This is a genomic window from Streptomyces hebeiensis (assembly GCF_052983195.1).
Genome location: NZ_CM129812.1, coordinates 545,219 through 558,810 on the forward strand (window position 1 = coordinate 545,219; position 13,592 = coordinate 558,810).

A 13,592-nucleotide genomic window follows, 5' to 3' on the forward strand; every position below is an offset into this window, starting at 1 on the left:
GGCGCGCTTCTGGGCGCGTGGCTCACCCGAGCTCCGCCAGCCTCCTGCGGGCCGGGCCCAGCGCCCGGCCCCGGCTCGGTGCCCCGGACCACGGGCGGGTCCGGGCCTGCTCCAGCGCGTCGCGCACCGTCCAGCGCCGTGCGTCGAGGTCCGGATCCGCCAGCTGCTCCCAGCTGATCGGCATGGCCACCGGAGCGCCCTCCTTCGCCCGTACGGAGAAGGGCGCGACGGACGTCTGCGCATAGGCGTTGCGCTGGACGTCCAGGTAGAGCCGCCCGCCGCGCGCGTCCGTGCGGACCTCCGTGGTCAGCCGGTCCGGGTCGCGGTCCGCCAGGGTCCTGGCGACATCGGTGGCGAACTCCCGTACCTCGTCGAAGCCGCTACGGCCGTCCAGCGGCACGATCACGTGCAGTCCCCGGGAGCCGGTCGTCATCAGGGTGCTCGGCAGGTTCAGTTCGCCGAGCAGTTCCCCCAGCTGCCGGGCGGCCCGGCGCACGGACTCGAAGTCGTCGCCCGGCGGATCGAGGTCGAAGACCAGCCGGTCCGGGCAGTCGGGCCGCCCGGCGCGCGACAGCCAGCGGTGGAAGGCCAGGCACGCCTGGTCCGCGAGGTACACCAGGCTCGCGGTGGTGTCGCACACGGTGTGCGTGACGGTGCCGTCCCTCTTCGGCAGCTCGGCCCTGCGGATCCAGTCCGGATAGCTGTCGGGTGTGTTCTTCTGCATGAAGCGGGGCCCCTCCAGCCCGTCCGGGCGCCGCTCCAGCATCAGCGGCCGGCCCTTCAGCTCGGGCAGCATGAAGGGGGCGACGCTCCGGTAGTACTCGGCCAGTCCGGCCTTGGTGAGGCCCTCGGTTCCCGTCCCCGGAAAGAGGGTCTTGTCCGGACGGTGGATCTCCACGGTCCTGTTCCCGGCCCGGACGTTCCGTGTGCCGGTGCTCATGTCGCGTACCGCTTCCTCTCGTTCCCCCAGGTTCTCCCCGTTCCGCTCGTTCCCCCCGTTCCCCCCGTTCTCTTCATTCCTCCCCTTCGCCCTTCGGGGTTGCGGCTGCCCGTCGGGCGGCCCCTCGGTTCAGCCCGACCAGGTCCACTCCGCCACCTCGGGCAGATCGGTGCCGTGTTCGCGGATCCACGCCTCGTGGCGGGCGCGCACGTCCGCCATGGCCTGGCGCACGGCGACCGCCCGTACGCCGAGGCCGGGCACCCGGTCGATCACGTCCATCACCAGCCGGTACCGGTCGAGGTCGTTGCGGACGACCATGTCGAAGGGGGTGGTGGTCGTGCCCTCCTCCTTGTAGCCGCGTACGTGCAGGTGTTCGTGGCCCGTGCGGCGATAGGTGAGCCGGTGAATCAGCCACGGGTAACCGTGGTACGCGAAGATCACCGGCCGGTCGGTGGTGAACACCGCGTCGTACTCGCTGTCCGTCATGCCGTGCGGATGTTCCGCGTTCGGCAGCAGCCGGGCCATATCGACCACGTTGACCACCCGTACGGCCAGCTCCGGCAGGTGCCGGCGCAGCAGGGAGGCCGCGGCGAGCGTCTCCTGGGTGGGCACGTCCCCGGCGCAGGCCAGGACCGCGTCCGGTGGCCGCGTACCGTCCTCCGTCCCCGCCCAGGTCCAGACGCCCAGCCCCCGGGCACAGTGGGCGCGGGCCTCGTCCAGGGTGAGCCAGTCGAAGGTCGGCTGCTTGCCCGCGACGATCACGTTGACGTAGTCACGGCTGCGCAGCGCGTGGTCCGCGACGGACAGCAGGGTGTTGGCGTCGGGCGGCAGGTAGACCCGTACGACCTCCGGGCTCTTGTTCAGGATGTGATCCACGAAGCCGGGGTCCTGGTGCGAGAAACCGTTGTGGTCCTGGCGCCAGACGTGCGAGGTCAGCAGGTAGTTGAGGGAGGCGATGGGGCTGCGCCAGGACAGCCGGCGCGAGGTCCGCAGCCACTTGATGTGCTGGTTGACCATCGAGTCGACGATGTGCGCGAACGCCTCGTAGCTGGAGAACAGACCATGCCGGCCCGTCAGGAGGTAGCCCTCCAGCCAGCCCTGGCACAGGTGCTCGGAAAGGACCTCCATCACGCGCCCGTCGCGCGCGAGGTGCTCGTCCGTGTCGAGCCTCGCCTCCTGCCACGCCTTGTCGGTGACCTCGTAGAGCGCCTCCAGCCGGTTGGACGCCGTCTCGTCCGGGCCGACGACCCGGAAGTCACGTCGTCCCGCCGTGGCCTCCATCACGTCGGCCAGCAGGGCGCCGAGGACGCGGGTGGGCTCGTGCAGGACGGTGCCGGGCTTGTCGACACGCACCGCGTGCCGCTCCAGCGGGGGCACGGGCAGCTCGCGCAGCAGCAGACCGCCGTTGGCGTGCGGGCCGGCGCCGAGCCGGCGCGGGCCCTCGGGGACGAACTCCAGGACGGCGGGGCGGGGCGCGCCGGTCGCGTCGAAGAGTTCGTCGGGACCGTAACTGCGGAGCCATGCCTCCAGTTGGCCCAGGTGGTCCGGGTTGTCCCGGACCCCACTGAGGGGGACCTGGTGCGCGCGCCAGGTGCCCTCGACGGGCGTACCGTCGACCTCGTGCGGGCCGGTCCAGCCCTTGGGGGTACGCAGCACGATCAGCGGCCAGCGGGGGCGGCCGTCCGCACCGCCCTCGCGCGCGTCGCGCCGGATGCCGACGATCCGGTCCAGGGCGGTGTCCAGCGCCCGTGCCATCGCACGGTGGACGGCCAACGGCTCGTCGCCGGAGACGTACAGCGGTTCGTGGCCGTACCCGCGCAGCAGCGCGTCGAGTTCGTCCTCCGGCAGCCGGGCGAGCACCGCAGGGTTGGCGATCTTGTAGCCGTTGAGGTGCAGGACGGGCAGGACCGCGCCGTCGTGCACCGGGTCCAGGAACTTGTTCCCGTGCCAGGACCCGGCCAGCGGGCCGGTCTCGGCCTCGCCGTCGCCGATCACGCAGGCGACGACCAGCCCGGGGTTGTCCAGGGCGGCGCCGTAGGCGTGGGCGAGGGAGTAACCGAGTTCGCCGCCCTCGTGGATCGAGCCCGGGGTCTCGGGCGCGACGTGGCTGGGCACACCGCCGGGGAACGAGAACTGTTTGAACAGCCGCTCCATGCCGGCCCGGTCCCGGGTCACGTCCGGGTACGTCTGCGAGTACGTGCCGTCCAGCCAGGAGTTGGCCAGCACGGCCGGGCCGCCGTGCCCGGGGCCCCAGACGCAGAGCATGTCGAGGTCGCGGGCCTTGATGACCCGGTTGAGGTGCGTGTGGACGAGGTTGAGGCCGGGCGAGGTGCCCCAGTGGCCGAGCAGCCGGGGCTTGATGTGCTCCGGTGCCAGTGGCTCCAGGAGCAGGGGGTTGGCCATGAGGTAGATCTGGCCGACGGCGAGGTAGTTGGCGGCGCGCCAGTGGGCGTCGAGGGAGGCGATCTGGGCGTCGGTGAGGTCGGTGGCCGCCGCGTCGGCGCCCACCGCGTCGGTGGTCCTGGGGGATGCGGGGGCGCCGGGCGGTCGTGCCGTACCGCCGGACCGGTCGGAGCCGGCCCCCCCGGCAGCCTCGGACGGCCCGGCTGTCCGGGCAGTTCCGGCCGACCCGGCAGCCCCGGCGTTCGGGCCGCTCGCGCCGGTGCTCGCCTCCGCCATGTCCAACTCCCTGATGGTTGCTCCTGTCGCGATCGGGGCCCGGCTCGCGGTCGCGGTCGCGCTTCTTGCCGACGGCGACTGCCGTCGGCCTCCTGGGTACCTCCGGGCGCCCGGTCCGCCCGGCTGTCGGCTGTCGGTCGCCGGCTGTCGGCCGCCGCTACGACGTTCCGCTGTCCGGTTCCGGGCCGTGCCACACGGTGGTGACGTTGCAGAACTCCTTGATGCCGTGGCCCGACAGCTCACGGCCGTACCCCGAACGCTTCACACCGCCGAACGGCAGGGCCGGGTGCGAGGCCGTCATGCCGTTGAAATACACACCGCCCGCCTCCAGGTCCCTCACGAAGCGGCGCACGTCCTCCTCGTCGCGTGTCCACACGTTGGAACTCAGCCCGAACGGCGTGTCGTTGGCGAGGGCGACCGCCTCGTCCGGGCCGCCGACCCGGTACAGCGTGGCCACCGGCCCGAACGCCTCCTCGCGGTGGATCCGCATCGCGTCCGTCACACCGGCGAGCACGGTCGGCTCGTAGAACCAGCCCCGCTCGTACTCCTTCGGCCGGGCCCCGCCGCACAGCGCGGTCGCGCCCCGCTCCAGCGCGTCGTCGACCAGCGCCTCCAGATCGGCGCGGCCCTGCTCGCTGGAGAGCGGCCCGACGTCGGTGGACTCGTCCAGCGGATCCCCGACGGTCAGGTCCCGCATGCCGGCGGTGAACCGCTCGGCGAAGGTGTCGTAGACGTCCTCGTGCACGATGAACCGCTTGGCCGCGATGCACGACTGGCCGTTGTTCTGCACCCGGGCCGTCACCGCCGTCCGTGCCGCGCGCTCGATGTCCGCCGACGGCATGACCACGTACGGGTCGCTGCCGCCCAGCTCCAGCACGGTCTTCTTGACCTCGTCGCTCGCGATCGAGGCCACCGAGCGGCCGGCCGGCTCGCTGCCGGTGAGGGTCGCGGCGGCCACCCGGGGGTCGCGCAGAACGGACTCGATCGCACCCGAGCCCACCAACAAGGTCTGGAAACAGCCCTCCGGATAGCCCGCCCGGCGGAACAGGTCCTCCAGGTAGAGCGCGGTCTGGGGGACGTTCGAAGCGTGCTTGAGCAGGCCGACGTTGCCCGCCATCAGGGCGGGCGCGGCGAACCGTACGACCTGCCAGAGGGGGAAGTTCCACGGCATCACCGCGAGCACCACGCCGAGCGGGCGGTAGTGGACGCGCGCGTGGGCGGCGCCCGAGTCCGTCACATCGGCTTCCGCGGGGTGTTCGTCCGCCAGCAGATCCTCCGCACGCTGTGCGTACCAGCGCATCGCCTTGACGCACTTGAGCGCCTCCGCGCGGGCCGCCGCCACGGGCTTGCCCATCTCGGTGGTCATGGTCCGGGCGATGTCGGGCGCGTCCTGCTCCAGCAGGTCGGCGGCGCGGTTCAGCAGCCTCGCCCGTTCGCCGAACCCGGTGACGCGGTACTGCCGGAACCTGTCGGCGGCCGCCGCGACACGACGCTCGATCTCCTCCGCCCCGAAGGCGTCGAACGTCTTGAGCGTCTCTCCGCTGGTGGGATTCACCGTCGCGATGGGCATGGTGATTCCTCCTCCTCGTGTGACGGTTCCGACCCTTTCGCGCCTCGCGCGGCCCCGCAACAGGTGGGGGCCGGATCACCCCGCGGCGGCCTTGCGCCGGTCGGCCCTGCGCCGCAGCCTGCGCCGCTCCTCCTCGTCCGTACCGCCCCACACTCCGGAGGTACGGTTCGTCGTCAGCGCCCATTCGAGGCACTGCCGCTCCACCGGGCAGCCGTGGCACACCGCCTTGGCGCGTTCGGCCTGCACCGCGGCGGGCCCGGAATCCCCCACGGGGAAGAACAGCTCCGGGTCCTCGTCGACGCACGCCGCGTGCCGCAGCCACGCCCAGGATTCCGCGTCATGGCCCGTGTCCGGGGCGGGAACGGTCGGCTCCGCCCCGGGCGGGCCCGTCGTGCGCGGCCCGGGACCCGCCCGGTCCACTCGCAGTTCCGTGACGTTCGATCCGGTCTCCGTTCGGTCCGCTGTTGTCAGCCGCACCCTGTCTCAGTCCTCTCCCCGCACCACGTTCCAGTCCTGATCCGCCGTCCGCTGTCCTCGCCGGGACTCTCTGTTCCCGAGTTCGCGCGCGGTGGCGCGGGCCGGGACGCAGGTGCGGATCCGCCCTTCGCGTTCGGTGGGGCGGCGCGCGGCGGCCATGGCCGGCCACGGGCCTCGGTCGGTGGTCATGTCTGCCTCCGAATTCGCTGTCGCGTCATGTCTGCCGTTGTGGTCTCTTCAGCTGTGGTCCTTATCGGCGGTGAACTCATCGGCGGTCGTGTTGTCCGCCGTCGTTCGTCATCCGCCCATGGACATCGGGTACCCGGTGGCGCACCGTCCGAACGGGCCACAGGCCACCGGGGCCGGGTGTCAGCGGATGACCTTCTCCAGCAGCAGCCGCAGGCCCGCCGCGATCGAGTCGGCGTCGATCCCCGCCGCCCGCAGCTCCTCCTCCGGCGTAGCCGAGCCCGGCATGTCGCCGACCGCGAGCCGTACGAGCCGCCGCGGCGCCGGGCGGCCGTCGGAGAACACCTCGGCGACCGCGTCGCCGATACCGCCCTGCGGGTGGTGATCCTCCACCGTCACCAGACAGTCCGTGTCCTCCGCCGCGCTCTGCAGTGTCCGCTCGTCGACGGGTTTGACCGAGTACAGGTCGACGACCCGGACGGCGACACCCTCGTCGGCCAGCGTGTCCGCCGCCCTCAGACACTCGTGGACGGTCGTGCCGGCACCGATCAGGGTCACCCGGTCCTTGTCGGAGCGGCGCAGCACCTTGCTGCCTCCGATCGGGAACCGTTCGTCGGGTCCGTAGACGACCGGCGTCTTGCCCCGCAGCGTCCGCAGGTAGCGGATACCGGACAGCTCGTGCATCGCCAGGACCAGCGCGGCCGTCTGGTTGGCGTCGCAGGGGTGCAGCACCGTGCTGCCGTGCACCGCGCGGAACATCGCCAGGTCCTCCAGCCCCATCTGGGAGGGGCCGTCCTGCCCGATGGCGACGCCCGCGTGCGAGCCGACCAGGTTGAGCGAGGCGCGGCCGATGGCGGCCATCCGGATGAAGTCGTGCGCGCGGGTCAGGAAGGCGGCGAAGGTCGACGCGTACGGGACGTGGCCCAGCGCCTGCATGCCGACGGCGGCGGCGACCAGCTGCTGCTCGGCGATGTAGCACTCGAAGAACCGGTCCGGGTGCTCCTTGGCGAAGAACTCCGAGCGCGTGGAGTCGCTCACCTCGCCGTCCAGCACGACGACATCGCCCCGTCCGGCACCCAGCGCGGCGAGCGCCTTTCCGTACGCGTCGCGGGTGGCGACCTCGTCGCCGATCTCGTAGCGCGGCAGGTCGACGGCCGTGGTCCGGCGGGGCGAGCGGGTGGCCGCCGCGGGCTCCCGCGGCTTGGTCACGGACACCCGGATGGAGCGGCGACCGCCGAGTTCGGCGATGGCGCTCTCCGCGTCGGGCAGCGGTTTGCCGTGCAGGCCCTCGCGGTCCTCGACAGCGGCGACGCCCCGGCCCTTGCGGGTGCCCGCGATGATCGCGGTGGGCTTGCGGAGCGTGGAGCGCGCCTCGTTGAAGGCGGCGTCCACGGCATCCATGTCGTGGCCGTCGATCTCGACGGTGTGCCAGCCGAAGGCCCGCAGCCTGCGGCCGTACGCGTCCAGGTCCCGCTGGTGACGGGTGGGCCCGCGCTGGCCGAGCCGGTTGACGTCGATGACGAGGGTCAGCGAGTCCAGGTGCTGGTCCCCCGCGTGCTCGATCGCCTCCCACACCGAGCCCTCGGCCATCTCGCTGTCGCCGGAGAGCACGTAGACGCGGTACGGGGTCCTGCCGAGCCGCTGTCCGGCCAGTGCCATGCCGACGCCGACGGGCAGCCCCTGGCCGAGCGAGCCGGTGGCGACGTCCACCCACGGCAGCTCCGGCGTGGGGTGGCCCTCCAGGCGGCTGCCGAGGGTGCGGTAGGTGAGGAACTCCTCCTCGTCGATCGCGCCGGCCGCCAGATACATGGAGTACAGCAGCGGCGAGGCGTGCCCCTTGGAGAAGACCAGCCGGTCGTTGCCCGGGTGTCCGGGGTGGTCGTAGTCGTAGTGGAGATGGTTGGCCAGCAGGGCGGCCATGAGATCCGCCGCCGACATCGAGGAGGTCGGGTGTCCCGACCCCGCACGGTCGGCGACCCGGACCGAGTCCACCCTCAACTGCTGTGCCAGTTCTGTCAGTTCTTCGCTGTTCATGTCACTCCTTCCCGGGGCCGCCGGGAACCCTCGCCAGCTCGGGCGAGGACGATTCGAGCGGCACCGTCCACGAGCGGACCAGTCCGAGCTGGACCGCCTGCCGCGGCAGCACCGCGTCGAGCAGCCAGTCGGCGGCGACCCGCACCCGGTTCCCGGGCATGGCCGCGAGGTGGTAGCCGCGGGTGACGGCTCCGGCCGCCAGCCCGGACAGCGGCACCCCGAAGGGGTTGGCCGCCGCCTTGACCCCGCCGAGGTCCACGACGAATCCCAGGTCGTTGTGCCGGTAGGTCCGGCGTTCCCCGTGGCCGAGCGAGGCCGCCACGTTGCGGCCCGCCACCGTGCCCTGCCTGCTCGCGTGCTGGGCGGTCATCGGGGTGTACTCCCCCGGCCTGGTCAGATCCGGTACGGCCGCGGCGTCACCGCAGGCGAACACCTCGGGATGGCCGGGGACATTGAGTTGGGCGTCGACACACAGCCTGCCCCGCTCCACGGGCAGTCCGATCTCCGAGACCAGGGGATCGGGCCGCACGCCGACGCACCACACCAGCGTACGCGTCTCGACGAACTCGCCGGTGTCCAGTGTCACTCCGGCCGGTCCCGCCTCCTTGACGGACGTACCGGTCCGCACCTCCACGCCGCGTGCGCGCAGCACCCGGTCCGCGGTGGTGGAGAGCCTGCGGTCCAGCTCGGGCAGGACGCGGGGGGCGATGTCGAGGAGCATCCAGCGCGGCTTCCCCGGTCGGTGCCCGTACGGTCCACGCCGCTGGTTACGGACCAGCGCGTCGGTGAACAGCTTGCCCTGGGCGGCTACCTCGGTGCCGGTGTAACCCGCGCCGACCACGACGAACGTGGAGCGCGCGGCGCTCTCCGCGGGGTCGGCGGAGGTGGCCGCCAGCTCGATCTGGCGGGTCACGTGGTCACGCAGGTAGAGCGCTTCGGGCAGGCCGCGGAACCCGTGTGCGTACTCGGCCACGCCCGGCACCGGCAGCAGCTTGTTGACACTTCCGACGGCCAGGACCAGCCGGTCGTACGGCAGCTCCCCGCCGACGCCCTCAGGACCGGTGTAGTGGACCTTCGCCGCTTTCAGGTCGACGTGGTCGGCCTCCCCCAGTACGAGCCGTACGCGCGGCAGCGTCCCGGGCAGCGAGACGGTCGCCCGGCGCGGTTCCAGGATCCCCGCGGCCACCTGGGGCAGGAGGGGGAGGTAGAGGAAGTAGTCGGTGGGATTCAGCAGCACGATCTCGGCTCTGCCCCGCAGCTGCCGGGAGAGCGTGCGGGCGGCCTGGTAGCCGGCGAATCCGGCCCCGACGATGACAATGCGTTCTCGGCTCACGTTCGACTCCGGAAGGTCGTGCATCGGGTCGTACGGATCAAAGGGGCGAGTGCCCGACGGGCACCGGGGCAAACACCGGGGTCGGCGAGGGGACCCGGGGCGGACACCGGGAGCGGCGCGAGGCGGTCCGGGACGAGCGCCCGGGAAGCGGGGCGGCCCGGGCGGGGTCGGCCCGTGGGCAGGACGGGCGGACGGGGCGTGCGACCTGCCGTTTGACACGGCGGTGATTGGTGGGAGGGTGGACGCAGCGGAGGAGCCGTCCGCGCGGCAGCGGTCGGCGCGACGGCCCGTACGGCCGTGTGCCGCGCCGTTGTCCGCCCGGTCGTCCGCTCGGACGGTCGAGCGGTCGCTGACGCGGCCCTTCGCGCGGTCGTCCGCGCCGCGGAGCGGGTGACCGTCCGTGCGGTTGGGGGTCTTTGGCGTGTGGTCGCCCGTGTGACGCCTCACATGGTCGTTCGTACGGCATCCGGCCCGCGCGGGCGTCCCCGACGAAGGAGCCGCCCAGGACCGTCCGTCGTGGATCGTGTCCGGGTGTCTCGCGCCCCGTCCGTCGTCCGGACGGGGGGCCACGGAGGGGGCCACGGAGCGAATCACCGCTTGCGCGGGCTCCCGCCGGGTACCGGCACGTCGACGCCCGCGACGACGGCCGGCCGGAGACCGCCCTTCAGCCGGTCCCTCATCCGGCCGCCCGGAGGCGCGCGGGACGCGCACGACCCGCAGGAAGTAAGGAGAGTCGACATGAGCGGCGACAGCGACGAGACGATGGGCGACGAGGTCTACCAGCCCGACGACGCCGAGATCAACGAGGACGAGGGCATCCTCGACCCCGAGGACACGCTCCTCAACCGGGGCGCCGACCCGTTCGACGAGGGCTGGTCCCCGCCCGAGCGCCCGCTGGGTGTGAACCACGTGGGAACGACAGCCGCCGAGCAGCGGGCGGGCGAGTCGCTGGACGAGCGGCTCGCGGAGGAGGTCCCGGACCAGCAGCCGCCCGCCGGGAACGGCATCGGAGACCTGCCTCACGGCGAGGGCGAGCCGCTGGACGACGAGGTCGGTGACGGCCGGGCCGGCCGGCTGGTGGCGCCGGACGAGGGCGCGCACGAGGACGCCGAGAAGGACATGATCGCCGAGGACGTGGGGATCGACGGGGCCGCCGCGTCGGCCGAGGAGGCCGCCGTGCATCGCGTACCGGACCCGGACGCGGGCGAGTAGGGCGCCGCCGGACACAGAGGACGCCGTGCGCCGGGGACGGAGAAGGTCCGTTGTGCCGTCGCGCGGCGTCTCGGTATGTGACGCGTACGCCCTGTGTGCCGCGTGCGCTCCCCATGCTGCGCGCGCCCTGTGTGCCGCTGTTTCGACGGCCGGCACGGCTTCCGTGCGCGGCGCGGTCGGTCGGAGCTCCGCGTTACCCACGGTCCCGGGGGACGTCGCAGGTGCCCGCGAAGGGACGGTCACACACGGGCGCCGGTGTGCAGAGCACCGGAACCCGGCGTGGGACGGCCCGCGTCGGCGGTTCGGTGGGCACCGGTGGTACGAGGGCGGGCACGGGGGCGGGCGTGGGTGCCGGGCCGCGTTGTGCGGCGTCGAGCCCGGTGAGCGGCGTCCTCGACACCCGCGGAACGTCCTGCGGCGCGAAGACGCTCCTGGTGAACCAGATGACCTTGCCGTCGGCCGTGGCGCAGGTCCCCCAGCTGTCGCTGAGGGCGGCGAGCCGGCCGAGGCCGCCGTCGGCCGTCAACAGCCGGGGCATGCGGGGGCCGTTGTCCTCCACGGAGACGGTGAGATGGCGGCCCGCCCACCGCAGTTCGAGCACACACCGGTCGCCCTCACCGACGTGCAGACGGACGTGTGTCAGCACTTCCTCGATGCCTCTGCACACGGGCGCGACATGGAGATCGAGCCGCCACTGACGCAGGTGTGCGGACACGATGCGCCGTATTCGCGGGACGCGCTCCTCAGAGGCGGGCAATTCCACCACGTGGTGCCGGTCGAGTGGAATCGTCATGGTCCAGGCTCCTCACACACGGAGGCCCACTTGCTTCACCACGTTGTGCCAACGACCCCCGAGCACGAAGCGTGAGCTGAATCCACTTCTGGGTCACCCATAGCGTGACCCGGCCGCGCGGGGCGCGCAACACGAACGGCTCAGCGGTTCTCCAACCGCAGCTGGACCTCCTCCTCCTGGTCGCCGGAGGCCGTACCGACGACACGGACGGTGAACGCGGTGGACAGCGCCTCGCGCAGACTGTCCACCGCCCGGTAGCCGCCCTGCACGTCGGCCGTCACCGGCGCCGTGAGCCGGACCGGGCCCGGCCGCGACCGCAGGTCGGCCACGTCGAACGTGGCGGTCCACACGGTGGGGCGTTCCCCCGGCAACTCCTGGGGGACGTCGTCGGCCGCGCGGTCGGAGGCGAAGGCGGAGCCGAGCACACCGAACACCGCGCGCGCGTCTTCCGTCGCCCCGCCGCTGAGTGCCACGACGACTTCGGTCGCGGTCTGGTCCGCACTGTTCACGTGGTTCCTTCCTCTCCGGAGGGTCCTGCTGTCGGCTCCGTACAATCGGAGGGCCCGCTTCCAGGCTCTCCCCGGCACCCGAAGTGTGCGACCGGAGTTGCTCCCCGCGACCGGCGCACGGTCCCCCGGCGGTCGGCGGTCGGCGGTCGGCGGTCGGCGGTCGGCGGTCGGCACCAGGGTCTTCGCCTGGGCGCGCGGAGGCGCACCCGCTCCCGCTCACCCCGGTGACTCGTCCGGTACCGGCTGCTGCTCCGGATGTACCTGGCCCGTTCGGGGGCGGCCCCGGGGGCCCGCCCCCGACTCGTCCGCGTCGGGCAGCTCTTCCTCGGCCGTGCCGTCGCGCCGCTGCTCCTCCCGCTCCCCCACGGGTTCGATGTCCAGCGGGTCGGGACCGGCGGTGGCCTGCTGATCGGGCGGATCCCGGGGGACGGCGGTGTCCCGCTCCTCCGGCCCTTCGCCGTGTGCGTCGCTCATGGTCTCTCCGTACGTCGTTCCGCGGCCCGGTCCGGCGCCGCCCGTCTCCTCCGTCGACGGCGTCGACGCGCCGCCGGGGCATCACCCGGCTGCTACCCGGCCGCCCTCTTCGTACGCGTTTCCACGCGCGGTACGCGTTTCTGCGCGCGCACGCCGTTCGCGCCCCGCGTACGGTACGCACGTCACCTGCGCTACGACGCCACTGGTGCGGAGCGACCTCGCGCGTACGGGCGATGACCGGGGGTAGGCGCAGCGGCATGACCGTCGCGAAGACCAGTGTTCTCGTTCTTGACTGCGCCGAACCCGCCGAACTGGCGGAGTTCTACTCGGCCTTCCTCGGGGCCGACACCCGGATCGGTGCGGATCCGGACTTCGTGGAGATCGTCGGCCACGCCGGAGTCCATCTCGCGATCCGCCGGGACCATGGCTACGCCCCGGCGAGCTGGCCCCGCCCCGAGAACTCCCAGCAGGCACATCTGCGGATCATGGTGTCCCGGGAGGAGATCGACGAGGCGGAGCGCGAGGCGATCGGCCTCGGCGCCCGGCCGTTGGACACCAAACACAACGGCGGACCGCGGGACACACGGACCTACTCGGATCCGGCCGGCCACTCGTTCACACTGGCCGTCCTGCCCTGACCTGCCCGCGCTACCGGCGACGGCCCGGGGACCCGGGGGCGGTGCCCGGGCCCCGGGGCCAGGTACACGAACAGGTACCGGGTTCCCACGGCGTCAGGAGCCGAACTCCTTGAGGAACGCGGTGCAGAAAGCGTTCAGGTCGCCCGGCTTCCGGCTGGTGATCAGGGTGCTGGGAGCGGCAGTACAGACCTTGACCTGCTCGTCGACCCAGGTGGCACCCGCGTTGCGGAGATCGGTCCGCAACGACGGCCACGAGGTGAGCGTCCTGCCGCGCACCACGTCGGCCTCGATCAGCGTCCATGGCGCATGGCAGATCGCCGCCACCGGCTTGCCGGCGTCGAAGAAGCCCTTGACGAAGGACACGGCCGCGGGGTCCATGCGCAGCGCGTCCGGGTTGGCGACGCCGCCGGGCAGGACCAGCCCGTCGTAGTCGGCGGCGCCGGTCTCGGACACCGTACGGTCGACGGGGAAGGTGTCCGCCTTGTCGAGGTGGTCGAACGCCTGGATCTCCCCCGGCGCGGTCGACACCAGGGTGGGGTCCCCGCCCGCGTCGCGCACGGCCTTCCACGGCTCGGTCAGCTCGACCTGCTCCACGCCCTCCGGGGCCACGAGAAATGCCACTCGCATGTGATTCACGTCCTCTCCGTAGTGCCTTCCCGTACTGCCTCGGCACTGCCTCGTCGGTGCAGTGCGGTGTGGCTCCCGCCTGCCCGGAGGGCCGTTCTTCACACCCGGACGGTCGTCCCC

At 72.6% G+C, this 13,592-nt stretch carries 13 protein-coding genes; 2 read left to right on the forward strand and 11 right to left on the reverse strand.

Annotated elements, in window-relative coordinates:
• Positions 1-22: 22 nt before the first annotated feature.
• The 7 genes from ligD to ACU6P3_RS02290 all read right to left on the reverse strand — a co-directional run bounded on the left by ligD (position 23) and on the right by ACU6P3_RS02290 (position 9,243).
• Positions 23-940 (reverse strand): non-homologous end-joining DNA ligase, encoded by a 918-nt coding sequence (gene ligD / locus ACU6P3_RS02260; RefSeq protein WP_447195668.1) that lies wholly within the window; start codon positions 938-940, stop codon positions 23-25.
• 129 nt (positions 941-1,069) lie between these two features.
• The gene (locus ACU6P3_RS02265; RefSeq protein WP_447195669.1) at positions 1,070-3,448 is read right to left on the reverse strand and encodes a phosphoketolase family protein; all 2,379 of its coding nucleotides are present in this window, start codon (positions 3,446-3,448) and stop codon (positions 1,070-1,072) included.
• Between the two features lie 328 nt (positions 3,449-3,776).
• Positions 3,777-5,189: an NADP-dependent succinic semialdehyde dehydrogenase gene (locus ACU6P3_RS02270; protein WP_447195670.1), complete on the reverse strand. Its 1,413-nt coding sequence runs from the start codon at positions 5,187-5,189 to the stop codon at positions 3,777-3,779.
• Between the two features lie 75 nt (positions 5,190-5,264).
• The gene (locus ACU6P3_RS02275) at positions 5,265-5,507 is read right to left on the reverse strand and encodes a WhiB family transcriptional regulator (RefSeq protein WP_030743766.1); all 243 of its coding nucleotides are present in this window, start codon (positions 5,505-5,507) and stop codon (positions 5,265-5,267) included.
• Positions 5,508-5,672: 165 nt separating this feature from the next.
• Positions 5,673-5,855: a hypothetical protein gene (locus ACU6P3_RS02280; protein WP_030743763.1), complete on the reverse strand. Its 183-nt coding sequence runs from the start codon at positions 5,853-5,855 to the stop codon at positions 5,673-5,675.
• Positions 5,856-6,035: 180 nt separating this feature from the next.
• Positions 6,036-7,886 carry a transketolase gene (locus ACU6P3_RS02285; RefSeq protein WP_447195671.1) on the reverse strand — a complete coding sequence of 617 codons (1,851 nt, stop codon included), beginning with the start codon at positions 7,884-7,886 and terminating at the stop codon, positions 6,036-6,038.
• 1 nt (position 7,887) lies between these two features.
• The gene (locus tag ACU6P3_RS02290; RefSeq protein ID WP_447195672.1) at positions 7,888-9,243 is read right to left on the reverse strand and encodes an NAD(P)/FAD-dependent oxidoreductase; all 1,356 of its coding nucleotides are present in this window, start codon (positions 9,241-9,243) and stop codon (positions 7,888-7,890) included.
• A gap of 714 nt (positions 9,244-9,957) precedes the next feature.
• Between ACU6P3_RS02290 and ACU6P3_RS02295 the strand changes: the two genes are divergently transcribed.
• Positions 9,958-10,431, forward strand: coding sequence for a DUF5709 domain-containing protein (locus tag ACU6P3_RS02295; protein ID WP_344282003.1), 474 nt, complete (start codon positions 9,958-9,960; stop codon positions 10,429-10,431).
• Positions 10,432-10,624: 193 nt separating this feature from the next.
• On the opposite strand, the gene ACU6P3_RS02300 is transcribed toward ACU6P3_RS02295, so the two are convergent.
• The 3 genes from ACU6P3_RS02300 to ACU6P3_RS02310 form a co-directional block, all read right to left on the reverse strand.
• Positions 10,625-11,224: an ATP-binding protein gene (locus tag ACU6P3_RS02300; protein WP_447195673.1), complete on the reverse strand. Its 600-nt coding sequence runs from the start codon at positions 11,222-11,224 to the stop codon at positions 10,625-10,627.
• 140 nt (positions 11,225-11,364) lie between these two features.
• Positions 11,365-11,733: a hypothetical protein gene (locus ACU6P3_RS02305; RefSeq protein ID WP_030743751.1), complete on the reverse strand. Its 369-nt coding sequence runs from the start codon at positions 11,731-11,733 to the stop codon at positions 11,365-11,367.
• A gap of 216 nt (positions 11,734-11,949) precedes the next feature.
• On the reverse strand, positions 11,950-12,207 hold the full coding sequence (locus ACU6P3_RS02310; RefSeq protein WP_447195674.1) for a hypothetical protein: 258 nt from the start codon (positions 12,205-12,207) through the stop codon (positions 11,950-11,952).
• 257 nt (positions 12,208-12,464) lie between these two features.
• Between ACU6P3_RS02310 and ACU6P3_RS02315 the strand changes: the two genes are divergently transcribed.
• Positions 12,465-12,845: a VOC family protein gene (locus tag ACU6P3_RS02315; RefSeq protein WP_447195675.1), complete on the forward strand. Its 381-nt coding sequence runs from the start codon at positions 12,465-12,467 to the stop codon at positions 12,843-12,845.
• A gap of 93 nt (positions 12,846-12,938) precedes the next feature.
• On the opposite strand, the gene ACU6P3_RS02320 is transcribed toward ACU6P3_RS02315, so the two are convergent.
• Positions 12,939-13,472: a type 1 glutamine amidotransferase domain-containing protein gene (locus ACU6P3_RS02320; RefSeq protein ID WP_447195676.1), complete on the reverse strand. Its 534-nt coding sequence runs from the start codon at positions 13,470-13,472 to the stop codon at positions 12,939-12,941.
• Between the last annotated feature and the right edge of the window lie 120 nt (positions 13,473-13,592).

Coding starts and splice junctions, on each gene's coding strand:
- ligD (WP_447195668.1), bottom strand. CDS start 940: ATGAGCACCGGCACACGGAACGTCCGGGCCGGGAACAGGACCGTGGAG.
- ACU6P3_RS02270 (WP_447195670.1), bottom strand. CDS start 5,189: ATGCCCATCGCGACGGTGAATCCCACCAGCGGAGAGACGCTCAAGACG.
- ACU6P3_RS02280 (WP_030743763.1), bottom strand. CDS start 5,855: ATGACCACCGACCGAGGCCCGTGGCCGGCCATGGCCGCCGCGCGCCGC.
- ACU6P3_RS02285 (WP_447195671.1), bottom strand. CDS start 7,886: ATGAACAGCGAAGAACTGACAGAACTGGCACAGCAGTTGAGGGTGGAC.
- ACU6P3_RS02290 (WP_447195672.1), bottom strand. CDS start 9,243: ATGCACGACCTTCCGGAGTCGAACGTGAGCCGAGAACGCATTGTCATC.
- ACU6P3_RS02295 (WP_344282003.1), top strand. CDS start 9,958: ATGAGCGGCGACAGCGACGAGACGATGGGCGACGAGGTCTACCAGCCC.
- ACU6P3_RS02300 (WP_447195673.1), bottom strand. CDS start 11,224: ATGACGATTCCACTCGACCGGCACCACGTGGTGGAATTGCCCGCCTCT.
- ACU6P3_RS02310 (WP_447195674.1), bottom strand. CDS start 12,207: ATGAGCGACGCACACGGCGAAGGGCCGGAGGAGCGGGACACCGCCGTC.
- ACU6P3_RS02315 (WP_447195675.1), top strand. CDS start 12,465: ATGACCGTCGCGAAGACCAGTGTTCTCGTTCTTGACTGCGCCGAACCC.
- ACU6P3_RS02320 (WP_447195676.1), bottom strand. CDS start 13,472: ATGCGAGTGGCATTTCTCGTGGCCCCGGAGGGCGTGGAGCAGGTCGAG.